General features: G+C 69.8%; 25 protein-coding genes and 1 pseudogene. 12 read left to right on the top strand and 14 right to left on the bottom strand.

Annotated features, from left to right (window positions below):
- Window positions 1-2 precede the first annotated feature (2 nt).
- From ACN26Z_RS06075 to ACN26Z_RS06060, 4 genes are all read right to left on the bottom strand, one after another.
- Window positions 3-773 (bottom strand): isoprenyl transferase, encoded by a 771-nt coding sequence (locus ACN26Z_RS06075; RefSeq protein WP_093406300.1) that lies wholly within the window; start codon window positions 771-773, stop codon window positions 3-5.
- A gap of 31 nt (window positions 774-804) precedes the next feature.
- Entirely contained in the window at window positions 805-1,974 is a 1,170-nt protein-coding gene (locus ACN26Z_RS06070; protein WP_282240018.1) for an NAD(P)/FAD-dependent oxidoreductase, read from the bottom strand.
- A 366-nt stretch (window positions 1,975-2,340) separates the two neighbouring features.
- Window positions 2,341-3,189, bottom strand: a complete 849-nt coding sequence (locus tag ACN26Z_RS06065; RefSeq protein ID WP_421460185.1) for a hypothetical protein — start codon at window positions 3,187-3,189, stop codon at window positions 2,341-2,343.
- A gap of 31 nt (window positions 3,190-3,220) precedes the next feature.
- Entirely contained in the window at window positions 3,221-5,071 is a 1,851-nt protein-coding gene (locus ACN26Z_RS06060) for a phosphoenolpyruvate carboxykinase (GTP) (RefSeq protein WP_093406294.1), read from the bottom strand.
- Window positions 5,072-5,488: 417 nt separating this feature from the next.
- Here ACN26Z_RS06060 and ACN26Z_RS06055 point away from each other — a divergent pair, with 417 nt between their 5' ends.
- On the top strand, window positions 5,489-6,016 hold the full coding sequence (locus ACN26Z_RS06055; RefSeq protein ID WP_093406654.1) for a GtrA family protein: 528 nt from the start codon (window positions 5,489-5,491) through the stop codon (window positions 6,014-6,016).
- Between the two features lie 63 nt (window positions 6,017-6,079).
- Entirely contained in the window at window positions 6,080-6,796 is a 717-nt protein-coding gene (locus ACN26Z_RS06050; RefSeq protein ID WP_093406292.1) for a GtrA family protein, read from the top strand.
- A gap of 38 nt (window positions 6,797-6,834) precedes the next feature.
- Here the strand turns inward: ACN26Z_RS06050 and ACN26Z_RS06045 are convergent, their stop codons facing one another.
- Together ACN26Z_RS06045 and ACN26Z_RS06040 are read right to left on the bottom strand one after the other, a co-directional pair.
- Complete coding sequence (locus ACN26Z_RS06045) at window positions 6,835-7,392, bottom strand: PH domain-containing protein (protein ID WP_093406289.1); 558 nt, start codon at window positions 7,390-7,392, stop codon at window positions 6,835-6,837.
- A gap of 111 nt (window positions 7,393-7,503) precedes the next feature.
- Window positions 7,504-8,379: a biotin--[acetyl-CoA-carboxylase] ligase gene (locus ACN26Z_RS06040; RefSeq protein WP_282240022.1), complete on the bottom strand. Its 876-nt coding sequence runs from the start codon at window positions 8,377-8,379 to the stop codon at window positions 7,504-7,506.
- 75 nt (window positions 8,380-8,454) lie between these two features.
- On the opposite strand from ACN26Z_RS06040, the gene ACN26Z_RS06035 reads away from it, so the two are divergent.
- Window positions 8,455-10,038, top strand: coding sequence for an acyl-CoA carboxylase subunit beta (locus ACN26Z_RS06035; protein ID WP_421460182.1), 1,584 nt, complete (start codon window positions 8,455-8,457; stop codon window positions 10,036-10,038).
- 50 nt (window positions 10,039-10,088) lie between these two features.
- Here the strand turns inward: ACN26Z_RS06035 and ACN26Z_RS06030 are convergent, their stop codons facing one another.
- The 3 genes from ACN26Z_RS06030 to ACN26Z_RS06020 all read right to left on the bottom strand — a co-directional run bounded on the left by ACN26Z_RS06030 (window position 10,089) and on the right by ACN26Z_RS06020 (window position 12,244).
- Window positions 10,089-10,940, bottom strand: coding sequence for a hypothetical protein (locus ACN26Z_RS06030; RefSeq protein ID WP_421460181.1), 852 nt, complete (start codon window positions 10,938-10,940; stop codon window positions 10,089-10,091).
- On the bottom strand, window positions 10,933-11,433 hold the full coding sequence (locus ACN26Z_RS06025) for a SigE family RNA polymerase sigma factor (RefSeq protein ID WP_093406651.1): 501 nt from the start codon (window positions 11,431-11,433) through the stop codon (window positions 10,933-10,935). The genes ACN26Z_RS06030 and ACN26Z_RS06025 overlap by 8 nt, the downstream gene beginning before the upstream one ends.
- Window positions 11,434-11,503: 70 nt before the next feature.
- The gene (locus tag ACN26Z_RS06020) at window positions 11,504-12,244 is read right to left on the bottom strand and encodes a M50 family metallopeptidase (RefSeq protein WP_093406278.1); all 741 of its coding nucleotides are present in this window, start codon (window positions 12,242-12,244) and stop codon (window positions 11,504-11,506) included.
- Between the two features lie 132 nt (window positions 12,245-12,376).
- On the opposite strand from ACN26Z_RS06020, the gene ACN26Z_RS06015 reads away from it, so the two are divergent.
- A complete protein-coding gene (locus ACN26Z_RS06015; protein ID WP_232511302.1) occupies window positions 12,377-12,928 on the top strand; it encodes a Uma2 family endonuclease in 552 nt (183 codons plus the stop codon).
- 118 nt (window positions 12,929-13,046) lie between these two features.
- Window positions 13,047-13,796 carry a GH25 family lysozyme gene (locus ACN26Z_RS06010; RefSeq protein WP_204004703.1) on the top strand — a complete coding sequence of 250 codons (750 nt, stop codon included), beginning with the start codon at window positions 13,047-13,049 and terminating at the stop codon, window positions 13,794-13,796.
- A gap of 106 nt (window positions 13,797-13,902) precedes the next feature.
- Here ACN26Z_RS06010 and ACN26Z_RS06005 read toward each other — a convergent pair whose 3' ends face one another.
- On the bottom strand, window positions 13,903-14,139 hold the full coding sequence (locus tag ACN26Z_RS06005) for a hypothetical protein (protein WP_282240026.1): 237 nt from the start codon (window positions 14,137-14,139) through the stop codon (window positions 13,903-13,905).
- Window positions 14,140-15,061: 922 nt separating this feature from the next.
- Window positions 15,062-16,588 (bottom strand): annotated as a pseudogene (locus ACN26Z_RS06000) (serine/threonine-protein kinase); the annotation flags it as partial.
- Window positions 16,589-16,679: 91 nt separating this feature from the next.
- Here ACN26Z_RS06000 and ACN26Z_RS05995 point away from each other — a divergent pair.
- The 6 genes from ACN26Z_RS05995 (at window position 16,680) to ACN26Z_RS05970 (ending at window position 21,467) form a co-directional block, all read left to right on the top strand.
- Entirely contained in the window at window positions 16,680-16,892 is a 213-nt protein-coding gene (locus ACN26Z_RS05995; RefSeq protein WP_421460179.1) for an acyl-CoA carboxylase subunit epsilon, read from the top strand.
- Between the two features lie 111 nt (window positions 16,893-17,003).
- Entirely contained in the window at window positions 17,004-17,510 is a 507-nt protein-coding gene (locus tag ACN26Z_RS05990) for a hypothetical protein (protein ID WP_421460178.1), read from the top strand.
- A complete protein-coding gene (locus tag ACN26Z_RS05985; RefSeq protein ID WP_421460177.1) occupies window positions 17,507-18,874 on the top strand; it encodes a hypothetical protein in 1,368 nt (455 codons plus the stop codon). The genes ACN26Z_RS05990 and ACN26Z_RS05985 overlap by 4 nt, the downstream gene beginning before the upstream one ends.
- Window positions 18,875-18,915: 41 nt before the next feature.
- Window positions 18,916-20,043, top strand: coding sequence for a type VII secretion-associated serine protease mycosin (gene mycP, locus ACN26Z_RS05980; RefSeq protein WP_421464544.1), 1,128 nt, complete (start codon window positions 18,916-18,918; stop codon window positions 20,041-20,043).
- A gap of 104 nt (window positions 20,044-20,147) precedes the next feature.
- Window positions 20,148-20,804, top strand: coding sequence for a Maf family protein (locus tag ACN26Z_RS05975; RefSeq protein ID WP_421460175.1), 657 nt, complete (start codon window positions 20,148-20,150; stop codon window positions 20,802-20,804).
- Between the two features lie 9 nt (window positions 20,805-20,813).
- A complete protein-coding gene (locus tag ACN26Z_RS05970; RefSeq protein ID WP_093406257.1) occupies window positions 20,814-21,467 on the top strand; it encodes an O-methyltransferase in 654 nt (217 codons plus the stop codon).
- A gap of 152 nt (window positions 21,468-21,619) precedes the next feature.
- On the opposite strand, the gene ACN26Z_RS05965 is transcribed toward ACN26Z_RS05970, so the two are convergent.
- On the bottom strand, window positions 21,620-22,375 hold the full coding sequence (locus ACN26Z_RS05965) for an ABC transporter permease (RefSeq protein ID WP_421460174.1): 756 nt from the start codon (window positions 22,373-22,375) through the stop codon (window positions 21,620-21,622).
- Between the two features lie 17 nt (window positions 22,376-22,392).
- Window positions 22,393-23,352, bottom strand: coding sequence for an ATP-binding cassette domain-containing protein (locus ACN26Z_RS05960; RefSeq protein ID WP_421460172.1), 960 nt, complete (start codon window positions 23,350-23,352; stop codon window positions 22,393-22,395).
- A gap of 185 nt (window positions 23,353-23,537) precedes the next feature.
- Between ACN26Z_RS05960 and ACN26Z_RS05955 the strand changes: the two genes are divergently transcribed.
- Complete coding sequence (locus ACN26Z_RS05955) at window positions 23,538-25,289, top strand: acetyl/propionyl/methylcrotonyl-CoA carboxylase subunit alpha (RefSeq protein WP_282240031.1); 1,752 nt, start codon at window positions 23,538-23,540, stop codon at window positions 25,287-25,289.
- Between the two features lie 17 nt (window positions 25,290-25,306).
- Here the strand turns inward: ACN26Z_RS05955 and ACN26Z_RS05950 are convergent, their stop codons facing one another.
- Entirely contained in the window at window positions 25,307-26,203 is an 897-nt protein-coding gene (locus ACN26Z_RS05950; protein ID WP_282240032.1) for a LysR family transcriptional regulator ArgP, read from the bottom strand.
- Between the last annotated feature and the right edge of the window lie 25 nt (window positions 26,204-26,228).

Genomic DNA, 26,228 nt, shown 5'->3' with positions numbered 1-26,228 from the left:
TTTCAAACCCCGTAGCGACGCTGACGGGTGGCGTACGAGCGCAGTGCGCGGAGGAAGTCGACGCGGCGGAAATCGGGCCAGTTCAACTCGCAGAAGTAGAACTCCGAGTGCGCCGACTGCCAGAGCATGAAGCCGGAGAGGCGCTGCTCGCCACTGGTCCGGATGATCAGATCCGGATCCGGCAGGCCCCGGGTGTAAAGGTGCTCGGAGATGTCGTCCACGTCGAGCGACCCGGCGAGTTCCTCAAGCGTGCCGCCGTTCGCCGCGTGCTCCAACAGCAGGGAGCGCACCGCGTCGGCGATCTCCCGCCGCCCGCCGTACCCGACAGCGATGTTGACCTGGGCGCTGCCGGCGCGTTCCCGGGTCCGCTCCTCGGCGGCCTTGAGCGCCGTGGCCAGGCGCGTCGGCAGCACGTCGAGCGCGCCGACCATCCGCAGCCGCCAGGGATTACCCTCCTCGGCCAGCTCGGTGGTGAGGTCCTCGATGATCTGGAGCAGTGGATCCAGCTCCGCCGCCGGGCGTGAGAGATTGTCGGTGGAGAGCAGCCACAGGGTCACGTGCCCCACGCCTGCGGCGTCACACCAACGCAGCAGCTCCTTTATCCGCTCGGCACCCATCCGGTGCCCGTCGTTCGGATCGACGAAGCCCATCTCCCGGGCCCATCTGCGGTTGCCGTCACACATCACGCCCACGTGGCGGGGCACCGGCCGACCCGCGAGCTTGGCCGTGAGCCGCCGCTCGTAAACGGAGTAGAGAAGTTTCCGCAGACTCATCACCTAGCAGGGTAGCGAGCCGCCGTACGGATCAGTGTGCCGGTGGCCGATGCCGCACCGACAGGCCGAGGGCGATCAGGCCGAGCGTCCGCCCGTCCAGCAGACCATCGCCCAGTCCCAGCTCGGTCACCCTGCCGAAAACGCGTCCGTCACGACCGGCCGCCCGCACCGCCGCGTCCACCACCCACCGACGCCGGGCCAGCCAGGCCGCCGTCGAGCTGTGCCGAAGGTGCGTGCCGAGCCGGCGACGCAGCGCGGTCGCGTACCGTCGCGCCGCGTGCTCCGGTGGCCCGACCGCGGCGTACCCGGCCAGCGCGCCGGAGCGCAACGCGTAGAAGATCCCTTCGCCGGTGAGCGGGTTGATCAGCGAGAACGCGTCACCGGCGAGCATCACCCGGCCCCGCCCCGGCACCGGCCGGAAGGTGGAGAGCGGCAGATGATGGGCGCGCAGCGAGCTGACCGCCGCCGGATCCGTGCCCGGCAACAGCGCGGCCAGTCGGTCGAGCAGGTGCGCGCGGGTCAGCGACTCGCCCCGCAGGACCTCGCCGTACCCGACGTTCGCGCGGCCGTCCCCGATCGGGAACGACCAGGCGTACGCCGGCCAACGGGCCGCCGAGGTGACGATGAGCTGCGCGGGTGGGCCGGGCGGCGCGGGCGCGTACCCCCGGATGGCCAACGCCAGGTGACGGTCCGGATTGCTCGGCTCACCGAGCGCACGACGGACGATGGACCCGGCGCCGTCGGCACCCACCACCACCCCGGCGGAGATCTCCCCGTCCAGCACCACCCGGTCGGCACGCACCTCGACCCGCCGCACCGCCCGGCGGCCCAGCGGCACGCCGTCCCGGACCGCCGCCGCCACCAGCCGCGCGTCGAACACCTGCCGCGGCACCGTGTACGCGGGCCTGGGCAACGCCCGCGCCACGGCACCGCCGTCCGGCGCCACCAGCCGCAGCGCCGGCACCGGCGCAAAATCGGCCACCGCGTCACGCACGCCCAGTTCGGCGAGTACGTCCAACGCGTGCGCGGCGATCCCGTCACCGCAGGCCTTGTCCCGGGGAAACTCGGCCCGGTCCAACAGCAACACCTCGGCACCCGCCCGTCGGGCCGCCAACGCGGCAGCCGCCCCCGCCGGCCCCGCCCCGACCACCACCACGTCGAACTCGTCCCGCACGGCCCCTCCTTCCGCATCACCCACCACCCGCACCCCCACCGCCCTGGTGGGACAACCTCACCCGTCCGCCTCCCGCACCCGGCGACACGGCGAGGCCGCAGTGGCCACCACGTACCCGCCCCGCCGCACACCGGCCACGCTTGCTCTGCTTCACCCAACGCACTGCGATCGTCGCGGATCCTGTGCGCCAGGTGAAGCAGAGCAAGCGGGTGGGCCGTTCCGGCAGGGCCTGACGCGCCTGACGCGCCTGACGCGTTCAAGATCCGGGCAACTTCCCTGTTGCTGCCGCTTCGGGCCCGGCTGAGGCAGCAGTAACCCTGAAGTTGCCCGGATCTTGGCGCGGGGGCGCGGGGGGCGCGGGGGCGCGGGGGTGCGGAGGGGGGCGGGGAGGGATCAGGTGGGGGTGGGGTGGGTGGCGCGGCGGATGCCGTAGACGGTGAGCACGGCGGCGACGATCAGGGGTGCACCGTCGCGGATCAGGCCGTCGAGGCCGAGCAGCCACCAGCACAACGGAAGGTCCACGGCGAGCACAGCGACGGTGACCACGATGAGCAGGGTGCCCGCCCAACTCCGGCCGCGGAGGAGGAACGCCGTGCAGAACAGCACCAGATAGCTGGTCGCGATGCCGGCTCCCAGCCAGAGCAGCACGGCGGGCACGGCGAGCAGTTGGCCGTCCAGGATCGCGGCGGTGGCGACCAGGGCCGGCACCAGCATCAGCGGGCTGTAGGTGAAGGCCGCTACCCGGGCGGTCAGCAGCCAGGCGCTCGCCTCCGGTCGGCGCGGTGGCGTTTCCCGCCAGGAGATGCCGGAGCGGTCGATCACCAGCCGGGAGCGGTGCCGCACTAGGTGCCCGGCGAGCGCCGGCGACCGGTACAGCAGCCAGACAACTGTCGCGCAGAGCGCGGTGAGCAGGGCGAAGCCGAGCAGGCCGGGCAGCGGCGGTACGCCCTGGCGGGGCACGATCAGCCGACCGAGCGCGAAGACCGTGGTGACGGCGAGGATCAGGCCGAACGGGCGGGCCACCGTCCGGCCGCGCCGCACATGCCCGATGAGCAGCAGGAAGCCGAACGAGCGCAGCATCGCCCAGCCGGTGCGTACGGCGAGCCCGAAGCCCTGCTCCGGGGCGTACCACCAGTTGAGCACCTCGACCACGACGGTGGCCGCGGCCGTCACCGCCAACAGTGCGGTCAGCGCCCGGACGGCGGACGGCCGCCGGACCTCGGTCTCGGCGGCCGTCCTCATGGGATCCGATGATGCCCGGATCCGTCGTCGATCACACTCCCTGCTGCGGCTGCTCCGCATCGAGTCGAGCCCGCAGGGCGTCCAGCTCGGCCCAGAGGACACCGGGCAGCTTGTCGCCGAACTTCTCGAACCACTCGGTGACCAGCGGCAGCTCGTTGCGCCACTCGTCCGGGTCCACCTTCAGCGCGATCCGGACGTCCTCCGGCGTCATGTCCAGCCCCTCGACGTCCAGGGAGTCCAGGGTCGGCACCATGCCGATCGGGGTCTCCACGGCGTCCGCCCGGCCCTCGATCCGCTCGACGATCCACTTGAGCACCCGCGAGTTCTCGCCGAAGCCCGGCCAGAGGAAACCGCCCTCCGGATCCTTGCGGAACCAGTTGACGTAGTAGACCTTGGGCAGCTTCGACTCGTCGCCGTCGGCACCCTTACCCATCTCGATCCAGTGCCGGAAGTAGTCGCCACCGTGGTAGCCGATGAAGGGCAGCATCGCCATCGGGTCGCGACGGACCACACCGACCGCACCGGAGGCGGCGGCCGTGGTCTCCGAGGAGAGTGTGGCGCCCATGTAGACGCCGTGCACCCAGTCGCGGGCCTCGGTGACCAGCGGTACGGTGTCGCGCCGCCGGCCACCGAACAGGATCGCGTCGATCGGTACGCCGTTGGGGTCGTAGTAGTCCTCGGCCAGGATCGGGCACTGGGTGATCGGGGTGCAGAAGCGGCTGTTCGCGTGCGAGGAGAGGTTCTCGCTCTCCGGCGTCCAGTCGTTGCCCTTCCAGTCGATCAGGTGGGCCGGCGGTTCGCCCATGCCCTCCCACCAGATGTCACCGTCGTCGGTAAGGGCAACGTTTGTGAAGATGGAATTGCCCCGGTCCAACGTACGCATGGCGTTGGCGTTGGTCTTCCAGTCGGTGCCCGGGGCGACGCCGAACAGGCCGTACTCCGGGTTGACCGCGTAGAGCCGCCCGTCCGGGCCGAACCGCATCCAGGCGATGTCGTCGCCGATCGTCTCGACCTTCCAGCCGGGGATGGTCGGCTCCAGCATGGCCAGGTTGGTCTTGCCGCAGGCCGACGGGAAGGCGCCGGCGATGTGGTAGACCTTCCCCTCCGGCGAGGTGATCTTCAGGATCAGCATGTGCTCGGCGAGCCAGCCCTCGTCGCGTCCCATCACGCTGGCGATCCGCAGCGAGTAGCACTTCTTGCCGAGCAGCGAGTTTCCGCCGTACCCGGAGCCGTAGGACCAGATCTCGCGGGTCTCCGGGAAGTGGGAGATGTACTTGGTGTCGTTGCACGGCCAGGCCACGTCCTGCTGCCCGGGGGCCAGCGGCGCGCCGATCGAGTGCAGGGCGTGCACGAAGTCGGCGTCGTCACCCATGGCCTGAAGGACGGAGGCGCCCATCCGAGTCATGATCCGCATCGAGGCGACCACGTACGGGCTGTCGGTGATCTCGACGCCGAACATCGGGTTCTCGGCCTCGACCGGGCCCATGCAGAACGGGATGACGTACATCGTCCGGCCGCGCATCGAGCCGCGGTAGAGCTCCGTCATGGTCCGCTTCATCTCGGCCGGCGCCATCCAGTTGTTGGTGGGCCCGGCGTCCGCTTCGTCCACGGAACAGATGAAGGTGCGCTCCTCGACCCGGGCGACGTCCGTCGGGTCGGTACGCGCGTAGAAGGAGTTGGGCTTCTTCTCGGGGTTCAGTCGGATGAGCGTGCCGGCTTCGACAAGTTCGTCGGTGAGGCGACGCCATTCCTGGTCGGACCCGTCCACCCAGACGACCTGGTCAGGGGTGGTCAGTTCAGCGACCTCACGGACCCAGGCGAGAAGTTTCGGGTGGGACGTAGGGGCCTGATCGATACCCCGAACGGTAGCCGGAGCAACCATGACACATCTCCTTGTGGTCGACGCTGACCGGTCTATGGAGTGCACGAGTCTCGGCGGCGCGATGCGCGTCGCCTTCGTGGAAACCTGGGATTGGCCTCAGCGTAAACCGAGGGACCTCTCCAGTCAGTGGGACTGGTTGTGAAGAACTGCACAAGGTGCGGTCACGCTGCGGCATCACGAGCCTTTACCCGCTTTCACGCGCAGTTTCACGCAAATCCTTCGGTGGACCTCCTGCTGGCGGCACCCACACCGGCGATTTCCAACCGGGAGCACCGCAGCGATTAACAACACCCGATTGCACCGATCCGGTTACGCTCCGTTCGTGCCCGTCCGTGCCGCAGCGCCGGTGCACCCTGACGCCCGTTGCTACCCGCTCCCGAGGCCGCCAACCGGTAGGCTCGCACGGTGGCCGCCACGATGACCGGGGAGCCAGGCTCCCGGCAGACCCGTCCGGGTCTGGTTCACTCCCTGATCGACCGTTTTGGTCACCTCGTTCGGGAGATGAGCAAGTTCGCGACCGTCGGCGGGGTCGCCTTCCTCATCGACTTCGCCCTGTTCAACTACCTGATCGGCCCACAGGGCGTGGAGCAGATCACCGCCAAGACGATCGCGACGGTCATCGCCGCGACCTTCGCCTTCCTGGGGAACCGGTTCTGGACCTGGCGGCACCGCAAGCGCTCCCACCCGGCCCGGGAGTACGCCCTGTTCTTCTTCTTCAACGCGGTGGGGCTGGGCATCGCGGTGGCCTGCCTCGCCATCAGCCACTACGGGCTCGGCAGCATCTGGCCGTCGGTCTTCCAGACCCGGCTGGCCGACAACATCGCCAGCTTCATCGTTGGCACCGGGTTCGGCACGCTGTTCCGATTCTGGTCGTACCGACGGTTCGTCTTCGTCGAAGCGGGAACGCCACCCGTCGCGGAAGCGAACCAGGACCGCCGGGCGTGACCTGCCGCCCACTCGTTCGGTCGGAGCCAGCCGACCCCGACCCACTGTCTTAAGGTGTTGCGCATGCCTCTCGTCCGTCTGCTGCCTGAGCGCTGGCAGAAGTTCATCCACGAGGCACTCAAATTCGGCCTGGTCGGTGGCATCAACACGGTCATCAATTACGCCGTGTTCAACGCACTCGCACTGACGGTTTTCGTCGACGGTCAACTGAAGGCGACAGTCGTCGCCACGATCGTTGCCACGATCACGTCGTATCTGATGAATCGGCACTGGACGTACCGTGATCGTCCGAAATCTGCCATGCAGCGGGAATACGCCCTGTTTTTCCTTTTCAACGGCGCTGGCCTGCTGATCGAACTCGGCGTGCTCGCCGCCGCCAAGTACGGGCTGGGCGTCACCGGGTTGCTCGCGCTGAACATCGCGAAGACCGGTGGCGTGGTGCTGGCGACGCTGTTCCGCTTCTGGTCGTACCGGACGTTCGTCTTCCAGCCCGCCGCCCCGGTCGAGGCCACGCAACGGTGGCACGGCCTGCCCCGCGACGAGTGGGACACGATGGCCGGAATGGACCCGGTGGCCGAACTTGCCGAGTCGGTGACGGAACTGGAGGAGGAGCAGCCGCCCGCAGCCCGGCCCGGCGTGACCCCTCGTCCGCTCCAGCCGAGGCCCGCGTCGCTGCCCGAGGAGACCCGACTGACCGCGGAGTTGGACGCCGAGCTGGAGGCCGAGTTGGCTGCCCAGTTGCAGCCCGCCCCGGCCCCCCGCCGTCCTCGCCGCCGCTGACCGGTCGCCCGTACGGGCAGGCCGATCGGGCCCGGCGGTTACGCTCCGGCGCTCTTGTCCCGCTCGCCGAGAATCTCGCGTAGTTCACCGTCGCCGAGCGAGTGCCGGTCGTGGAACGCTTCCACCAGTTCGTAGAGCTTCGTCTGGACCCGGTCGACCTTGGGCACGTCGTGCAGCACGGACTGCCCGCGCTCGCCGGCCGACTCGATGGTGAGGGTGCCGTAGCCCAGCACCCGCCCGGCGAACTGCTGGCTCATCGAGTGGTCGTTGACCCGGCTCAGCGGGATGTCCCGCCGCTCCCGGGAGAACACGCCGTGCTGAAGCACGACCCGCTCGTTCGTGAAGAGGTAGTGCGTGGTGCGCCAGGAGACGTACGGCCACACCGCCAGCACCAGCACGGCCAGCAGGGCCAGCCCGCCGATCACCGCGAGCGTCACGGAACCGCCCCCGCCCGAGGGGAGGAACAGCACGCCGACCACCACTGCGGCGACGGCGAGCACCAGCACCGCCACCGGCCGGAGAAGCGCCTTCCAGTGCGGGTGCAGGTGCAGCACGACGTGCTCATCCTCGCTGAGCACGTCTTCGGGGAACGCCACGGAAACCTCCTCGCAGGAACGGACGCGCAGACCGTAACCCCCCACCCCCACCGCCCCACATCCGCCACGCGGCTCGATACCCCCAACCCCCGCGCGGGGTGTGGGCTGTGGTCAGCGGAGGTGGTGGAGGTCGGCGGCGGCCAGGGGGCGCTGGCCGGTGGGGGTGGTGAGGAGGAGTTGGCCGTCGGGGTCGACGCCGCTGGCGGTGCCGGTGAGGGTGGTGCCGTCGGGGAGCAGGGCGCGGACCTCGCGGCCGATGGTGCCGCATGCCGCCAGGTACGCCTCCCGCAGACCGCTGGCGACCGCGTCCCCGCCGGCGTCACGCCATCGGGCGTACCAATCGGCGACCGAGCGCAGCAGGGCCCGCAGCAGCGGATCCCGGTCGGTGGCGGCCGCGCCGGCCAGTTGCAGCGACGTGGCCGGCAGACCACTCGGAAGCTCCGGCAGTTCGTCGGCACGCAACGTCACGTTCAGCCCGATACCGACAACGACCGCAGGGGGGTCGCTCAGCCCCGGCCCGGGCACCCCCTCGGCGAGGATCCCGGCGCACTTGGCACCCCCGACGAGCAGGTCGTTCGGCCACTTCAGAGTGGCATCCAGCTCGGCCAGCAGCGCCACCGCCTCGACCAGCGCCACCCCGGCCAGCAAGGGCAGCCAGCCGTACCCTGCCGGTGGTGCCGGCGACCAGCCACGGGCCGGCACAGCCTCGCCGGGCCGCAGCAGCACGCTTGTGGCGATGCCGGCGCGCGGCGGCGACTGCCAGACCCGCCCGCGTCTGCCCCGTCCGGCGGTCTGCCGCTCGGCCACCACGACCAGGCCCTCCGGTTCCCCGGCTCGCGCCGCCTCGGCGACGTCGGCGTTTGTGGAGCCGGTCTCCGTCCGCAGCTCCAGCCGGGACCACGGACCGTACGGCGCGACAAGCGCCCGACGCAGCCGGGCCGCCGACAGCGGCGGGCGGTCCAGATCGGTGTACGGCGAACCCGGCACGCCACCAGCCTACGGGTAGCCCGGTGAGGCGAAGTGCACAGCAGCGGTGACCTGAACCATCGTTATATTCCAAGGGTGACTACCGAGACCGGGACCAACATCCACAGCACCGCGGGCAAGCTGGCGGACCTGGCCAGACGAGTCGACGAGGCGGTGCACGCCGGGTCGGCCCGCGCCGTGGAGAAGCAGCACGCTCGCGGCAAGAAGACCGCCCGGGAGCGCATCGAGATGCTGCTCGACGAGGGGTCGTTCGTCGAGCTGGACGAGTTCGCCCGGCACCGGTCCACAAACTTCGGGCTGGACCGGACCCGCCCGTACGGCGACGGCGTGATCACCGGGTACGGCACCATCGACGGCCGACAGGTATGCGTCTTCGCCCAGGACTTCACGGTCTTCGGCGGCTCCCTCGGCGAGGTCTTCGGCGAGAAGATGGTCAAGGTTATGGACCTGGCCATGAAGATCGGCTGCCCGGTCATCGGCATCAACGACTCCGGCGGCGCCCGGATCCAGGAGGGCGTGGCCTCACTCGGCCTCTACGGCGAGATCTTCTTCCGCAACGTCCGGGCCAGCGGCGTCATCCCGCAGATCTCGCTCATCATGGGCCCGTGCGCCGGTGGCGCGGTCTACTCCCCCGCGGTCACCGACTTCACCGTGATGGTCGACCAGACCTCGCACATGTTCATCACCGGCCCGGACGTCATCAAGACCGTCACCGGCGAGGACGTCGGCATGGAGGAACTGGGTGGCGCCCGCACCCACAACAGCCGCAGCGGCAACGCGCACTACCTCGCCACCGACGAGGCCGACGCGATCGACTACGTCAAGGCGCTGCTGTCCCACCTGCCCTCGAACAACCTGGACGAGCCACCGGTCTTCGACGCACCGGCCGACCTGGAGATCAGCGACGCGGACCGGGAACTGGACACGGTCATCCCCGACTCGGCCAACCAGCCGTACGACATGCACCGGGTGATCGAGCACGTGCTCGACGACGGGGAGTTCCTGGAGGTCCAGCCGCTCTACGCGCAGAACATGGTGGTCGGCTTCGGTCGGGTCGAGGGCCGGCCGGTGGGCGTGGTGGCCAACCAGCCGATGCACTTCGCCGGCACCCTGGACATCGCGGCCAGCGAGAAGGCGGCCCGATTCGTCCGCACCTGCGACGCCTTCAACATTCCGGTGCTCACCTTCGTGGACGTGCCCGGGTTCCTACCCGGCACCGGCCAGGAGTGGGACGGCATCATCCGCCGGGGCGCCAAGCTCATCTACGCGTACGCCGAGGCCACCGTCCCGAAGGTCACCGTCATCACCCGCAAGGCGTACGGCGGGGCGTACGACGTGATGGGCTCCAAGCACCTGGGGGCCGATCTCAACTTCGCCTGGCCGACCGCCCAGATCGCGGTGATGGGCGCGCAGGGCGCGGTGAACATCCTCTACCGGCAGGAGTTGGCCGCCGCCGAGGATCCGGCCGCGGTCCGCGCCGAGCGGATCGCCGAGTACGAGGACACCCTCGCCAACCCGTACGTGGCCGCCGAGCGCGGCTACGTCGACGCGGTGATCCCGCCGCACGAGACCCGTGCCCAGATAGTCCGGGCGCTGCGGGTGCTGCGGACCAAGCGGGAGACGCTACCGCCCAAGAAGCACGGCAACATTCCGCTGTAGTCGCCGCTGATCGGCCCCTCCCCGCCTGCCAGCGCGTCGACAGGGGCCGGTCAGCACGGCGGGTTGGCGGCGACGCAGAGACGGTCGGCTGCCACGGCAGCCAGCCGGCGCAGCTCTCGTTCCGTACCGTCCCGGCCCAGACCCAGCACCGTGACCAGGTCGCCGACCCGCACCACCGCGGTCCGTTCAAGCTGGCCCGGATCCCGGCTCTCGCCGGTCTCCAGATTCCGTACCTCCGTGATGCTGTGCTGGATCACCATCGCCTGATCGCCGACGAAGTCGCGGGCGGTCACCTCCCACCGATGGTCGGCCTCGGCCGCAACGACCTGATCGTCCCAGAGAACGTCCCCTATGGACCGCCAGCTCGCGCACGGGGCGAGCAACGCATCGATCCGGGCGAAGATGCGGTCGGCTACCTGCGGAGCGAGCCGGTAGACGGCCTGGCTGAACACCTCGTCGGCCGGGAGCTGCCCGGTAGGTGCCCGCAGCAGTGTCTGTGAGCGCGAGTAGCGCGACGGTTCCCAGTCGGCGCTCAGACCCTGCTGCTGATGACAGGCGAGCAGCACGTAATCGATCTGCACCGGTTCGTCCAGGCCGGACTGGCCGAGCGGAGGGCCGGTCTCGACGGGGAGGTCGCCCGGTTGCACCATGGCCTGCCGGGGGATCTCGGCGGACGGGACCGAGGTGGTCGGCGCGGCCAGCGGGGCCACCGGTGGTGGTCCGGCGAGATTCTTCGTGACGACGACGGAGACGGCGGCCACCATCAGCACGGCGACGGCCGATCCCACCGCCGCACGCCTGCGGCGACGGGTGCCCTGCTTACGCAGCTCCGCCGGCTCAGCCCAGCGGACCTCCCGCAGGTCCTGGTGCATCCGCTCAAGGAACCGCATCTCGTCAGGCACCGGGAGCCTCCTCAAGATCAGAGACGGCGAGCAGCCCGGCGAGCGCGGCACGCCCGCGGGACAGTCGGGCCTTGACCGTGCCGACGGGGGCCGCGGTCTGCCGCGCCACCTCCGCGACCGGCAGTCCGGCGAGGTAGTACAGCGCGATCGCGACGCGCTGTTCCTCGGGGAGCTGGCGCAGGGCGGCGACCACCTCGACGGTGTCGGTGGTCGGTTCCGGCACGCTGTCGACCGCGCCGTGTCGCAGGTAGGCCCGGGCCCGGCTGCGCAGACTGCGCCAGCGGCTGACCGCGATCCGGGCCGCCACCACGCGTACCCACGCCTCCGGGTCGTCGTAGCTGCCCACGCTGGACCAGCGCTGCCAGGCCCGGATGAACGCCTCCTGCACGGCGTCCTGCGCCTCGGTGAGGTCACCGGTCAGCACGTAGACGTACCCGAGCAGCCGCTGCCGGCTGCCCCGGTAGAACTCGTCGAAGCCCTCGACGTCCGCCACCCGCACCTCCCCGTACCTGACAGAGCACACGCACCGGAGGGTGGGGCAGGTTGCCGCCCGGCCGACGAAATCAGGTGAGGCCGGCCTCGGCGAGCAGCGGGCCGGCCAGCATCAGGCCGCCGGCCGCCAGCACGGCGAGGTTGACCAGACCGAAGAGGACCACCCAGAAGAACGCCGGCAGCGGGGTGATCCCGGCCAACTGGTCGGCGTCGGAGGCCGGCATGCCGCGCCGCGCGCGCAACCGCTGCAACTCCACCACCGGGCGTACGCCGCCGAGCAGCAGGAACCACACCCCGGTCCACGCGAAGGCGGCCTGCACCTGCGGGCTGGCGTACCAGGAGACGGCGAGGACCGCGCCCCCGACGATCACCAGAGTCAACGCGCCGTAGAGGTTGCGGATCATCACCAGCATGGCCAGCAGCAGGACCACCGCGATCCACAGCAGCAGGGTGATCCGGTTGCCGGCGAGCAGCCATGCCCCACCAAGGCCCACCAGGGGCGGGGCCAGGTATCCGGCGAGCAGGGTGAGCACCATGCCGGGGCCGGTGGGCCGACCGGCGGAGAGGGTCAGGCCGGAGGTGTCCGAGTGCAGCCGGATGCCCTGCAGCTTGCGTCCGGTGAGTACGGCGACAAGCGCGTGACCGCCCTCGTGGGCGATGGTGATCGCGTTGCGGGCGATCCGCCACGGCAACCGGGTGACCACGACGAGCAGCGCGACCAGCCCGGTGAGCACCACCAGCAGCGGAGGCGGATCGGGCTGCGCGCCGAGCAGGCGGTCCCAGAACTCGGTCATGCCCTCGATCGACACCATGAGGCGGGAGCCTACCGCCCACGTTCCGCCGTCGGCGCCGAGCCGGGTGAGCGTTCCGGTGTCGGTCCCGGGCCGACCGGTCGTATCGTGTGAGACTGACCGGGTGGCGATCGGAGCGGGAGGTGAACGCCGGTGAGCGCGGCCCCCCTGGAACCCCACGTCGGCCTCTGGACGGAGGCCGAATACCTCGCCATGGGCGAAACCCGTGACCGGATCGAATTGCTCGACGGGAGCCTGATCGTGAGCCCTGCCCCGAGCCTGAGGCATCAGAGAGTGGCCCGGAGGCTGGCGAACAGTATCGAGGCCGCCGCAGAAAGCAGCGGCCTCCTGGTATACGACGCGATCAACGTTCGGCTGGGCGACGACCGCATCGTCATCCCCGACCTCGTGGTGACCGATGCCGATGATGAGGGAACCGTGCTTGACGCGGACCGGATCTTCCTCGTCGGAGAGATCGTGTCGCCGGGTAACGCCGCCGCTGACCGGGTGCTCAAGATGCAGCTCTACGCGATCGCCCGGATTCCCTGGTACCTGCTGGTCGAGCAGGACGGCGACACCCAGTCGCTGCGGCTGTACCGGCTCGACGACGGGCACTACGTCGAGGAACGGGTGGCCAAGGCCGGCGAGACGCTCACCCTCACCGACCCGTTCCGCTGGCAGGTGGATCCGGCCACCCTGCGCTGATGACCAGGTGGGTCGCCACCACAACCCGTACATCGAATGTTGTCTTGATCCCTCTTGCCCTGACCGACGATCGCCTTCAAAGATGTCTGTCTATCGACAGTCGTCTCAGGAGGACGCCATGGGTCGGACCAGATCGCTGCGTCGGCTGACCGCCGCCGCACTCGCCGTACTCGCCACCGCCGCCGCCGGGCTCGTCGCCACCGCGACCCCGGCCGCCGCCGCCACCGTGCCGGGCATCGACGTCTCGCGCTACCAGGGCACCATCAACTGGACGAGCGTCCGCAACTCCGGCATCCAGTTCGCCTTCATCAAGGCCACCGAGGGTACGAGCTACCGGGACCCGAACTTCAACACCAACTACGTGAACGCGTACTACGCGGGAGTGATCCGCGGCGCGTACCACTTCGCCCGGCCCAACATCTCCTCCGGCGCGGTCCAGGCGAACTTCCTGGCCTCCAACGGCGGCGCCTGGTCCGCCGACAGCCGCACCCTGCCTGCCGCGCTGGACCTGGAGGCGAACCCGTACAGCGGCGGCTACTGCTACGGCCTGAGCACCACCGGCATGCGCAACTGGGTGCAGGACTTCCTCAACACCTACCGATCCCGCACCGGCCGGTACGCGGTCATCTACACCACCACCAGCTTCTGGAACCAGTGCACCGGTTCCTGGAGCGGGCCGTGGAACAACCACCCGCTGTGGGTGGCCCGCTGGTCGTCCTCCGTCGGCGCGCTGCCGGCCGGCGCGCCGTTCTGGAGCTTCTGGCAGTACACCGACTCCGGCAGCGTCCCCGGCATCAGCGGCGGCGTCGACCGCAACTACTGGAACGGCGACCGCAGCCGGCTGATCGCCCTGGCCAACAACACCTGACGTACGCCGCGACGGCGGGCCGACGTCCTTCGCTCGGAGCGGACGTCAGCCTGCCGTCGCGCCGCACCCGGACCGCTGTCGTCGCGCCGGGTGTCACCGGGAAATCTCAGGCCCGCCGCCGCGCGGTCATCGCGACCGGCACGCTCATTCCCGCGCTACGGGACACACTGCCCCGGCGGGTGAGGTGCCAGCCGGCGAACGCGGCCCCGGCGAGCGTCACGAGGCTCAACATGGTCGCCAGCACCGCGACCCCGACAGTGGCGACAAGCAGTACGACGTTGCCCAGCACCACGGCCGTCCACAGTGCCAGCCGGGGCCGGGCGTCCCTTCCTCGGTAACCCATCTCGGGCCTCCCTTCCGTCGTCGGAGATCAGATACCCCGGACGGCCGGAGGCCATGCCTGTCGATCAGTCCTGACGGTCCGGCACGAACTCGCGGAAGATCATCTCGAAGTTCTCCAACTGCTCGTCCCAATCGCGGTCCGCGACCTCCCAGCGCAGCGCGAAGCCCCGGTTGCTGGCGGGGACAAAGGCCCGGTTACGGACCCGGATCCGGGTGCCGTCGCGGGTTTCCCGCCAGTCCCAGTCGGCGCAGGTCCGCCACTTGCAGTCGAACGAGGAGATGTCGATGTACTCGTAGTTGCGGACCAGGTTCTTCCGGTTCGGCTCCTGCGATCGCCAGTCGGCTTCGGCGTCCCGCTTCGGCGTGTCGGTGCGGTCGATGAGCAGTTCCCGTACCCCGTCCGGCTCCCGGTAGATAACCGAAGTGCCGCTGGTGCTGCGTCGCCAGCCGTCGGGTACCGGCACCTTGAAGCCCACCGGGTCGGTCCGCAGCGTCCACCCCTCCGGCAGGCCACCGGCCGTTTTCGAGGGGCTGGGCGAGGCCGACGGGCTGGACGACGCCGACGGGCTGGCCGGCGGGTCGCTCGGCGCCGGGGCGGCCGGTTCCGAGCTGGCTGGCGGCGGTGCGCTGCTGGTGCCGCCCGCGGCCGGCGGAGTCCCGCCGTCCTCGTCGCCACCGTTGAGCAGCGGAATCGCCACCACCACGCCGAGTAGCAGCAGCGCGACCACGGCACCGACGAGCACCGCACGCCGGGTCCGCTCCGAACGGAACTGCCCGGCCTTGAAGACGTGGCCGCGTGCCGGTGCCGGGCTGACCGGTGCCGCCGGCATGACCGAGGTCGGCTGCGACGGACGCCGCGTACCCTCGACCGCCGGCCGCTCCGCCCGCGCGGCCCCGCCACCGGCCGTGCCGGCCTCCGTCGCGGTAGGCGTCGCTGCGGCGGACTCGCCTGCGGTGCCGGTGCTCTCCGTGGCGTCGGTGTTCGTCGCGGCCGGGCCTGCCGACGCGGCGTCCCCAGGGTGAGCCTCGCCAGCCGTTACGCCGGTCTCCGTCGCGTCGACGCCCGGGCCCGTCGGGCTCGGGTCGGTCCGGTCGCCGGCTGTGGCGTCCGATCCGGTGTGGTCGTTCGGGGGCACGGCCTGCCCGTCGGCGGTGCCTTCCCCCGGCCCTCCGGCTGCTGCACCAGCGGTCGAGGCGGTACCCGCAGCGGCGGCCAGGGCGGTGTCCCGTTCGCCGGCCGGGTTCGACGTGGCGGTACCGGACCGGCCGCTGTCCAGGTCGTCCGGAGCGGTGTCCACCGGGCTGGTCGGCGAGACCTTCGCCGTCGGGTCGGCATCGTCGCCGGCGACCTTGGCCGTCGGCGCGGCATCGGCACCGGCGACCTTCGTCGTCGGGTCGGCGTCCGAGCCGGGCTGGGTACCTGTCGAACTGTCGGCTGCGGCGCCGGTTGCCGCCGCACCACCGGCCAGTAGCCCTGACGTGGGTGGCGTGCGAGGCGCGGGTGGGGTTACCGGGGTCGACGGCCGCTCACCGGAGGGGCGTGGCGCAGGGACCAGCGGTGGGCGCGGCTCGCGCGGTCCGTTCGGCCCCGGCCGGCGTACGCCGTCGAGAAGTGAGATGCCCCGGGCCCGGCGGCCGCTGGCCCGGCGCAGCATGCGCTCGGCGGACTCGGCGGTGATCCGCTCCTGTGGGTCCTTGCGCAGCAGCCCGGCGAGCACCTGCTTGAGCGGGCCGGCGTTACGGGCCGGAGGCACCGGCTCGGTGGCCAGCGCGGCCAGGGTGCTGATCGCCGAGGGTCGCGCGAAGGGGGATTTGCCCTCCACGGCGGCGTACAGGGTGGCACCGAGCGACCAGAGGTCGGCCTCCGGGCCGAAGGTGCCGTCGCGGGCGCGCTCCGGCGCGATGTACGCGGGCGAGCCGAGCACCATGCCGGTACGGGTGACGTTCGGGTCGCCCGGAATCGTGGCCAGGCCGAAGTCGGTCAGCACCACCCGACCGTCGGTGCCGAGCAACACGTTGCCGGGCTTGACGTCGCGGTGCATGATGCCGGCCTTGTGTGCGGCCTTCAACGCGTTCAGCACGCCCAGACCGATCTCCACGGCACGCGCCGATGACACCGGACCGTCCTCGGCGATGGTGTCCTGCAACGACCGGGACGCCACGTACTCCATGACGATCCACGGGTCACCGTCGGTGCGGAGCACGTCGAAGATGCGTACCACGTTGATGTTGTTGAGCCGGGCGATGGCGCGTGCCTCGCGCAGTGAACGTTCGCGCATCTCGCGGCGCTCGTCGCTGGTCAGGCCCGGCGGCGGAACCAGCTCCTTGATCGCGACGTCGCGGTGCAGCACCTCGTCGCGTGCCTTCCATACCCGACCCATGCCGCCCTGACCGAGCGGCGAGAGCAGCCGGTACCGGTCGGCGACGAGTTGGGGGGCAGCTTCTGACATCGCTGAGACGGTACCCGGCAGCGCAGACGGTCACACCGCCGGCACGCCACTGTGCGACGAAGGTCGGCTTCTCCCCGCGTACCCTGAGGTCATGTCTGTCGAAGAGCCGCTGTTCCGGGTCGTGCGTGGCGTGCCGACCGCCGAGGAACTGGCCGCGTTGGTCGGCGTGATCGCCGTGCGGTCGCGCCCGACGGTCTGGCGCGCGCCGACCCCGGCGTCCGCCTGGACGCGCAGCGGCCGTCCGGCGGTTGCGGCGCTGACGCCCGGTGCCGGCGCGTGGCGCAACTCCGGCCTGCCTCGCTGAACCCACCTCTGGTCAGCGGCAGCGCTGCTGGACGCGGCAGGGCTGCCGGAGGGGGCGTTCACCGTCTAACCTCACTCAGGGGAGCGAGCCCGTGACAGATTGGGAGGGCCGATGATCCCTGAGGAGGATCGACAAGCGTCCTGGCTACGCGGTTCCGCAGGCGTCGAGGCCGACATCCGTCAGCTACGAGACTTCGCCGAGCAACTCCGCGCCGAGGTGGAAGGCAGTTACGCACCGTACCTGCGGTACATCGCAGACGACATGCTCACCACCGTGCCCAACCCGGCCGACGCGTTCGTCGAGCTGGTGCACTTCATGCGTACCCATTGGGAAACCCAACAGGCGACGACCAACGCGGTCTGGGGCGTCGGTGACGCCACCGGCCACCTCGCGGAAGCCGCCAAGCTCGTGGCCGAGCAGTACGCCGACACCGACGCCCTCTCCGCCGCCCGGGTCGCCGACGTCCACCGAGCACTCGAGCAGCACGGTTTGCCGCTTGCACCGAACATCGACGAGACGCACAGGCAGACCGACGCGCCGCCACCGGCAGCCGTGGCGTCGCCATCGCTCGCCGACCCGACCGGCACCGACAACACTGGCCCGGTGGTGGTGCCGTGAGGGAACCGGGCGTCGGCCGCAGCGGCGGCCTGACGGAGTGGCAGCTGATGAACGTGGCAGACATGTGGGCCTGCCTCCAGGGCCACCACACCGACAACCACTGGCGACACGTCGCCGGCTGGCGCAAAATCGCCGAGCTGGCCGGCCAGCATCTCGGCCGGCTGAGAACGTACCGCGAACGCCTGGCCCAGGCATGGCCGCCCGAGACCAACGCCGCCTCCCACGCCTACCTCGTCAAACTCGACGAGCTGATCAGTCAGGTCCACCGCACCCACGACGCCGCCACCGCCAACCAGACCGCACTGTCCGCCGCCACCCAGGCCCTCACCAGCAGCCGAAGCAAACTACAAAAGATCCACGAAGAGTACGCCGACAAGCTGCAACAGAAGCGATCCTGGGAACAAACCGCCGCCGACCCAAAAGCCGCCGCCGCCAGCCGAGCCATCCACCCCCCGGTGAGTGAATCCGACCTGGAGCGGCTGAACGCACAAGCCCGCACCATAATGTACGGCCTCAGCACCGAACTCCAACAAGCCCAAACCCAACTCCGCCACCCACCCCCCACCAAAGCGATTGCTCTCGATGACGCCGCCCCTGATACCTACGGCGGCGGTACGGCACCAATCATTCCGCCCATCGCGCCTTTCTCGCCGTCACGCCGGCAGACTTCATTGAGAGAGCAGAGTTTCCCGCCGACAAAATCACTTCCCAACTCGGCGACGCCTACTATCGGGCCAGTTCTCGGCGGAGTCGACTCCCATCTGACTCCCTCGCCACCCCAACTCTCGCCACCCGGAACCACGCCACCTAGCCCGATATCACCAACATCCATTGCCGAGGTTCCGCCGACGTCAGGATTGGTTATCCGACCGAGCCTTGGCGGCCCCGGCCAGGAGACTAAAACGACCGGCAAGGTAACCAGCAGTTCGACCAGCAAGAGTTTATCGTCGTCAAAAACCCCGCAAAGTGGATGGATCGGAGGGCCAACAGGACGCAGTGCCAGCCATTCCGGGGCTAGCAACGCTCAGCCGCGCCCGATAAATCCCTTCGGTGGGCTCATCGGTGGGGGAGCAGCAGGAACTGCACCGTCCGGGGGTGCAGGATCGCGACCAGGCGGAAAAAGCGGCTTCGGGCTTATCCAAACGCCCTTCGGCGGCTCACCGAGTTTCGCTCCAGCCAGTGACACGGACCCCAGCAAGACCTGTTCGGCCTCTAGCCGCCAAGACCTCGTACATGGCAACGAAGCGCCTAGGTGGGATCCGGACAACCCTTGGGCAGTAGATACGGGGATCAGCCCAATTATCCGTCCACCAAGCGAAGAGGGACCAATTGACCCAGGCCCCGCCATCGGCCTTACGCGGTGATACCAATCGCAAGTGGCAAACGGCTTCCGGCAGTCGCGCTATTGTTGTTCATCCTTTCACTAGCATCGCCTACCGCAGCTAATCCTCTACAAACGCCCGACGACCCCGACCACGTACGGAAGGATCAATGGCACCTCCCGTACCTGAGAGTCCAGGAGGTCCACAAGGAAACCCAAGGAGAAGGCGTCACCGTGGCAGTAGTCGACACGGGGGTCGATCCCCACCCAGACCTACGCGGGAATCTACTTCCGGGAACCGACCTTTCAAAAGGTGGCGGCAGGGACGGGCGTCGGGACAGTACTGGGCACGGCACTGGAATGGCAGGTCTTATTGCCGCTCATGGCCGAAGCACCAATACCGGCGCCCTAGGCATAGCACCAGAGGCAAAAATTCTTCCCGTCCGCTGTTTGAATAGCGAGTCTGAGGGCAATGTTAATTGCTTGGCCAGTGCTATCGAATATTCGATTCGGGCAGGCGCTGATATAATCAGCATTTCTGCTGGCGGCGAGGCAAGCGCGCAACTTCTCCGCGCCCTCGGCGCAGCACGGTCGTCTGACGTAGTCGTCGTGGCGGCGGCAGGCAACCAGCCCAGAAATTCTGACGTACCGTATCCGGCGGCATCGGATGATGTGATTGCAGTAGGCGGGATTGACCGCAGAGGAAGTATTGCCGAGATTTCCACCGTTGGACCCAGTGTGGACATCGCCGCACCGGCAGTAAATATTTACAGTACGAGCATCCGCAGCCGATACAGAAAGGGCACAGGGACGTCTGGGGCGGCGGCGATTGTGGCGGGGGCGGCAGCTTTGATTCGGGCTAAGTATCCGTATCTGCCGGCTGACGAGGTGGCTCATCGGCTGACTGCGACTGCGATCGACAAGGGGCCGCCGGGGCGGGATGACCAGTACGGCTACGGAGTCATCGATCTGGTGGCGGCGCTGACGGCAGACGTACCGCCGAGGGGTTTCGGGTCGGTGCGGACGGCCGCGCCGGACGCAGCTGGCTCGACCACGGCGGCCGCTGATGGGCCGCCGGCTGACGAGGGGCGGGTGGCGACTGTCCGCGGCCTGGTCACGCTGGGGGTGCTGATCGCGGCGGGCGGCGCTTGGGCGCTGGTGACTCGTCATCGGCGCCGCTCCGATGATCCGCCGCCTCGGATCACCCACTGACACGACGCCGTGGGCGGCTAGGAAGGACCCCACGCGAGCGGACTCCGGGGGTGGGCGGGTGGTGCGTGGGGTGGCGTACGCGGGCAGGCGGTAACGTCGACGGGGTGCTTGATGCCCTGCCGCTTCGCCTTGTGCTCGCGTCGGCGAGCCCTGCCCGCCGCAAGTCTCTCCAGTCTGCCGGGATCGAACCGGACGTGCTGGTCAGCGGAGTCGACGAATCGCTCGTGGTGACCGAACGAGCGGAGGATCTCTGCCTCGAATTGGCTCGGCTCAAGGCGCAGGCCGTACTGGGTCGGCTGCGTCCGACCGACGATGAGCGCACCCTTGTGCTCGGCTGCGACTCGGTGCTCGCCTTCGACGGAGAGATTCTCGGCAAGCCCGACAACGAGGCTGACGCTACCCGGCGGTGGGAGCGGATGCGCGGGCGTAGCGGGGTGTTACACAGCGGCCATTGTCTCGTCGACATCGTGGCCGGGCGACGCGCGGAGGCAGTGGCCTCCACTGTGGTGCATTTTGCCGACATCAGCGACCACGAGATTGCCACCTATGTCGCCACCGGTGAACCGCTGGCGGTGGCCGGCGCGTTCACGATCGACGGATTGGGCGGGCCGTTCGTGGAGCGGATCGAGGGCGATCCAGGGACCGTCGTCGGACTCTCCCTGCCTCTGCTGCGGAATCTGCTGGCCGAATTGGATCTGCGGATCACCGATCTGTGGACCAAGGTCGCGCCTGGTAACCAGATCGTCGAACCTCTCGGTTAGGTTCCGAGCATGACGCTGAAGTCGATTCCGCTCACCGACGACCTGCACCAATACCTCGTGGCGCACGGCGCCCCGCCGGACGAGGTCATCAGCGACCTGGCTCGGGAAACGCTGGCGCTGCTTCCCGAGCACGCGTCGATGCAGGTCGCGCCGGAACAGGCTGCCTTTCTGACGTTTCTGACCCGGCTGCTCGGTGCCCGGCAGGCGGTGGAGGTAGGCACCTTCACGGGGCTGTCGTCGCTGGCGATCGCCCGGGGGCTGGCCGAGGGCGGGCGGTTGACCTGCTTCGACATCTCGGAGGAGTACACGAGCGTTGCCCGCCGGTACTGGGCGCGGGCCGGTGTCGACGACCGGATCGACCTGCGGATCGGTCCAGCCGGTGACACGCTGCGTGAGTTGCCGCACGAACGGTACCTGGACTTCGCATTCATCGACGCCGACAAGACCGGGTACCCGGTCTACTGGGCCGAGTTGGTGCCTCGGATGCGGTCCGGTGGTGTGATCGCCGTGGACAACGTGCTGCGTAACGGTCGGGTGGTGGCACCGCAGAGTGCCGACGACCGGGCGATCGCAGCGTTCAACGAGGACGTGCTGGCCGATGTACGGGTGGATGCCGTGATGCTGCCGATCGCCGACGGGCTGACCCTCGCCCACGTGCACTGACAACCGACGACGGAGGGCGTCAGTGCGCTCCGGTTGCGGCATGTCGGGGCATCCCGCCGGCGGGAGACCCCAACATGCCGCAACCCGCCCGCGGAGCCGGCCGAGCGAGGCCGCCTCCGCCCGCCAGGGTGGGCGGGGCAGGGCGGGCGGGGTCAGCGGACGCTGCGGGCGAACTGGCGGGCGGCCCAGTAGACGCCGGCGGCGGCGAGGATCGCGATGATGCTCAACCCCTGCCAGACCCGGTCGTCGCCGATGTCGCCGTTGAACAGGGCGCGGGTGCCGTCGACCGCCCAGGAGAACGGGTTCCACTTGGCGACGCCCTGCAACCAGCCCGGCGCGAAGGCGAGCGGCAGCAGGATGCCGGAGAGCAGCAGCACCGGCTGCGCCACCGTGTTCATCAGCGGAGCCAGGGCGTCCTCGCTCTTCACCTTCAACGCGACACCGTAGGAGACCGCCGAGGTCATCAGCGCGATCAGGGCGAGCATCAGGTACGCCAGCAGCAGGTCACCGATGAACACGCGCAGGTCGAACAGGAGCGCGAGCAGCGTGATGATGACGGCCTGGGTCATCAGCGACACCACGTCGCGCAGTGACCGGCCGAGCAGCAGGGCGAGCCGGCTGACCGGGGTGACCCGGGAGCGTTCGATGACCCCGGCTCGTAGTTCGGCGATGAGGCCGAAGCCCTGGAACAGGCCACCGAAGATGGCCAGCAGGACCAGCAGACCAGGCACGAAGATCTTGTACGCCTCGGCCTGGGTGGGCGCGCCCAGCGCGGGCTTGAGCAGCGGGGCGAAGAGCAGCAGGTACATCACCGGCTGGAAGACGCCGACGAAGACCCACACGGGGTTGCGCAGCAGCAGATTCAGCTGCCGTTGGAAGATCAGCCAGGTGTCGCGAGCGAGCTTCATGAGATCTCCGGATGGGGTCAGGACTCGCGCAGCGAGCGGCCGGTCTTGGTGAGGAAGACGTCGTCGAGGCTCGGGCGGTGCAGTTCGATCGACCTGAGGTCGAGCCCGGCCGCGTCGACCCGTCGCAGGATCCGCGGAATGGCGGTGGCGCCCTCGTCGACGAAGAGCCGCAGCCCGCCCTCGTCGAGCAGCTCCAACCGGTTCACGTACTCCTCGCCGTCGAGCAGCTTCTCGGCCTCGCCGGTGGCGGTGACGTCCAGGCCGACCTGGACCACGTCGCCGGAGATCTCCCGCTTGAGGTCGGTCGGCGTACCCTCGGCGACCACCTCGCCGTGATCCATGATCGCGATGCGGTCGCAGAGCGCATCGGCCTCGTCGAGGTAGTGCGTGGTGATGAAGACGGTCATCCCGTCGGCGCGCAACCGGCGGATCTCGTCCCACATGTGTGCCCGGCTCTGCGGGTCGAGACCGGTGGTGGGCTCGTCCAGGAAGACGATCTTCGGCTCGTGGATGATGCCGAGCGCGATCTCGACCCGGCGTCGCTGGCCGCCGGAGTACGTCTTGCACTTACGGTCGGCGAACTCGACAAGTTGGAACGCCTCCAGCGCCCGGGCGGCCCGCCGCTGCGCCTCGGTCTTGCGGATGCCGTACATCCTGGCCTGGAGCACCAGTTCCTCGCGGCCGGTGGATTCGTCCCAGGTGCTCCCGCCCTGGGCCACGTAGCCGATCCGGCGACGCACCTCGCCCGGGTCCTTGAGCAGGTCGGCACCGGCGATGGTGGCCTGGCCCCCGTCCGGCTCGATAAGTGTCGCCAGCATCCGCAGCGTGGTGGTCTTGCCGGCACCGTTCGGGCCCAGGAACCCGAAGATCTCACCGGCCGGGACGTCCAGGTCGACACCGCGTACCGCCTCGACGGTCTTCGTCTCCCGACCGGCCCGGCTGCGGAACGACTTCCGCAGCCCTCTGGTCTCGATCATGTCCTGCTCCCCGCTCGTGGCCTTTGTCGGCCATCATCGTCACCGGCACTCGACCACATCGGTACGACACCACGCCGCTCAATTACCGCGCCCGCACAGTGCGCCATCCCACACTGAGCGATCGTTAGGGCCATCGGGGTGCCCGATAAACTCCCGGTCAGTAACCCGCCGGGAGGAGCCACCAGGTGCGCAAGGTACTCATCGCCAACCGAGGCGAGATCGCCGTCCGGGTCATCCGCGCCTGCCGGGACGCGGGCCTGGGCAGCGTCGCGGTGTACGCCGACTCGGACCGGGACGCCCTGCACGCCACGCTCGCCGACGAAGCGTACGCGCTGGGTGGTGACACCGCTGCGGATTCCTACCTGCGCATCGACAAGCTGATCGACATCGCCGGCCGTTCCGGCGCGGACGCGGTGCATCCCGGGTACGGCTTCCTCTCCGAGAACGCCGACTTCGCCCAGGCGGTCATCGATGCCGGCCTGACCTGGATCGGTCCGACTCCGCAGGCGATCCGCGACCTGGGTGACAAGGTGACCGCTCGGCACATCGCCCAGCGGGCCGGCGCCCCGCTGGTCCCCGGCACCGCCGACCCGGTCGGCAGCCCCGACGAGGTGATGGCCTTCGCCGTCGACCACGGCCTGCCGGTGGCGATCAAGGCGGCCTTCGGCGGCGGTGGGCGCGGGCTGAAGGTGGCCCGCACGATGGAGGAGATTCCGCAGCTGTTCGAGTCGGCCACCCGGGAGGCGGTCGCCGCGTTCGGGCGGGGCGAGTGCTTCGTCGAGCGGTACCTCGACCAGCCCCGCCACGTGGAGGCGCAGGTCCTCGCCGACCAGCACGGCAACGTGATCGTGGTGGGCACCCGGGACTGCTCGTTGCAGCGCCGCCACCAGAAGCTGGTCGAGGAGGCTCCGGCACCGTTCCTCACCGCCGCGCAGCGGGCCCAGATCCACGACAGTGCCAGGGCGATCTGCCGGGAGGCCGGCTATCACGGTGCCGGCACCGTCGAGTACCTGGTCGGCAACGACGGCACCATCTCCTTCCTGGAGGTCAACACCCGACTTCAGGTGGAACACCCGGTCACCGAGGAAACCGCCGGCATCGACCTGGTCCGCGAGCAGTTCCGCATCGCCGACGGCGAGAAGCTGCGGTTCACCGAGGACCCGACCCCGCGCGGGCACTCCATCGAGTTCCGGATCAACGGCGAGGATCCCGGCCGCAACTTCCTGCCCGCCCCCGGTACGGTCACCGCGCTGCGGCTGCCCACCGGTCCCGGGGTACGGGTGGACGCCGGCATCTCGGCCGGCGACGTGATCGGCGGCAACTTCGACTCCCTGCTCGCCAAGGTCATCATCACCGGTGAAACCCGGACCGAGGCGTTGGAGCGGGCCCGCCGGGCGCTTGACGAGATGGTGGTCGAGGGGATGGCCACGGCGCTGCCCTTCCACCGTCTGGTGGTGCGCGATCCGGCGTTCACCGCCGAACCGTTCAGCGTGCACACCCGATGGATCGAGACGGAGTTCGACAACACCGTGCCGCCGTTCACCGCCGCAGCCGGGGCTCTTGCGGGCCCGGCGGAGCGCGAGACCGTCGTGGTCGAGGTGGGCGGCAAGCGGTTGGAGGTGAGCCTTCCCGCCGGTCTCGGCGCCGGTACGGTCGCTGCCGCGCCAGCCGCGCGCAAGCCCACCCGTCGGGGTGGCGGGACCACGGCCGGCGCGGCGGCGAGCGGTGATTCGCTCACCTCACCGATGCAGGGCACGATCGTCAAGATCGCCGTCGCCGACGGCGACACGGTCGCCGAGGGTGACCTGGTGGTGGTGCTGGAGGCGATGAAGATGGAGCAGCCGCTGCACGCCCACAAGGCCGGTACGGTGAGCGGACTGTCGGCTGAGGTCGGCGCGGTGATCACCGCCGGTGCGGCGATCTGCACCATCGCCTGAGGTGTGACCGGCGGCGGTCAGCGGAGGGTTTCCGCGGCAACGGCGCAGACGGCGGCGGTCAGCGCGGTCAGCACCGGCGAGTCGAGCCGCCAGTGCTGCCAGTACAGCGGGACGTCCAGCACCCGGCCGGGGGCGATGTCCACGCAGCGCCCGGCGGCCACGTCGGCGTCGGCTAGCTGTTCCGCCATCAGCCCCCAGCCGAGTCCCAGCCGGATCGATTCGTTGAAGGCCGGAACCGACGGCACGTAGTGCACGGGCGGGTCGAGGGCGCGCCCGGTCACCGTACGCAGGAAGCGGTGTTGGATGCGGTCCTTGCGGTCGAAGACCACCACCGGCGCGGCGGCGGCCGACGCCCGGGTCAACCCGTCGGCGAACCAGCGGTCCGCAAGCGCGGGTGCGGCCAGGGCGCGGTAGCGCATCGCGCCGAGCCGGCGTACCCGGCAGCCCTGCACCGCTTCGCGCTGGGCGGTCACCGCGGCGGTGACCGTGCCGGCGCGCAGCAGTTCGGCGGTGTGGTCCTGGTCGTCCTGCCGGATGTCGAAGGACAACTCCGGCTGGTCGGGCAGCCGGGCGAGCGCGGCGGGGAACCAGGTGGCGAGCGAGTCGGCGTTGACCACGATGGCGACCCGGGTGCGTCCCCGGTCGCCGCCGAGCGGCCCCCGGGCGTCGGCCAGCGCCTCCCGTTCCAGCAGCGCGAGCTGGCCGGCCAGGCGCAGCAGTGGGCGACCGGCCTCGGTGGCGTCACAGGGCCGGTGGCGGCGGACGAGCACCTGCCCGACGGTCTCCTCCAGCGCCTTGATCCGTTGACTGACCGCCGAAGGCGTGACGTGCAGCAGCCGGGCCGCCGCCTCGAAGCTGCCCTCCGAGACGATGGTCGCGAGCGTACGGAGCTGGGTGGAGTCGAGACCGTCCATGTAGCTGACCTTAATCAGATGAAGA

Origin of the sequence: Verrucosispora sp. WMMD703 (genome assembly GCF_049178935.1) — a bacterium.
In the GTDB taxonomy this organism is placed as follows: Bacteria; Actinomycetota; Actinomycetes; order Mycobacteriales; family Micromonosporaceae; genus Micromonospora; species Micromonospora sediminimaris.
Note: the sequence above shows the minus strand (reverse complement) of the source record. Positions and strands in the feature narration are given on the sequence as shown.

What these genes read in the sequence shown, in the direction of transcription:
- ACN26Z_RS06065 (WP_421460185.1), bottom strand. Translation starts at nt 3,189, where the DNA reads ATGAGGACGGCCGCCGAGACCGAGGTCCGGCGGCCGTCCGCCGTCCGG.
- ACN26Z_RS06060 (WP_093406294.1), bottom strand. Translation starts at nt 5,071, where the DNA reads ATGGTTGCTCCGGCTACCGTTCGGGGTATCGATCAGGCCCCTACGTCC.
- ACN26Z_RS06020 (WP_093406278.1), bottom strand. Translation starts at nt 12,244, where the DNA reads ATGGTGTCGATCGAGGGCATGACCGAGTTCTGGGACCGCCTGCTCGGC.
- ACN26Z_RS06010 (WP_204004703.1), top strand. Translation starts at nt 13,047, where the DNA reads ATGGGTCGGACCAGATCGCTGCGTCGGCTGACCGCCGCCGCACTCGCC.
- ACN26Z_RS05960 (WP_421460172.1), bottom strand. Translation starts at nt 23,352, where the DNA reads ATGATCGAGACCAGAGGGCTGCGGAAGTCGTTCCGCAGCCGGGCCGGT.
- ACN26Z_RS06055 (WP_093406654.1), top strand. Translation starts at nt 5,489, where the DNA reads ATGACCGGGGAGCCAGGCTCCCGGCAGACCCGTCCGGGTCTGGTTCAC.
- ACN26Z_RS06075 (WP_093406300.1), bottom strand. Translation starts at nt 773, where the DNA reads ATGAGTCTGCGGAAACTTCTCTACTCCGTTTACGAGCGGCGGCTCACG.
- ACN26Z_RS06050 (WP_093406292.1), top strand. Translation starts at nt 6,080, where the DNA reads ATGCCTCTCGTCCGTCTGCTGCCTGAGCGCTGGCAGAAGTTCATCCAC.
- ACN26Z_RS05990 (WP_421460178.1), top strand. Translation starts at nt 17,004, where the DNA reads ATGATCCCTGAGGAGGATCGACAAGCGTCCTGGCTACGCGGTTCCGCA.
- ACN26Z_RS05965 (WP_421460174.1), bottom strand. Translation starts at nt 22,375, where the DNA reads ATGAAGCTCGCTCGCGACACCTGGCTGATCTTCCAACGGCAGCTGAAT.
- ACN26Z_RS05995 (WP_421460179.1), top strand. Translation starts at nt 16,680, where the DNA reads ATGTCTGTCGAAGAGCCGCTGTTCCGGGTCGTGCGTGGCGTGCCGACC.
- ACN26Z_RS05970 (WP_093406257.1), top strand. Translation starts at nt 20,814, where the DNA reads ATGACGCTGAAGTCGATTCCGCTCACCGACGACCTGCACCAATACCTC.
- ACN26Z_RS06005 (WP_282240026.1), bottom strand. Translation starts at nt 14,139, where the DNA reads ATGGGTTACCGAGGAAGGGACGCCCGGCCCCGGCTGGCACTGTGGACG.
- ACN26Z_RS05950 (WP_282240032.1), bottom strand. Translation starts at nt 26,203, where the DNA reads ATGGACGGTCTCGACTCCACCCAGCTCCGTACGCTCGCGACCATCGTC.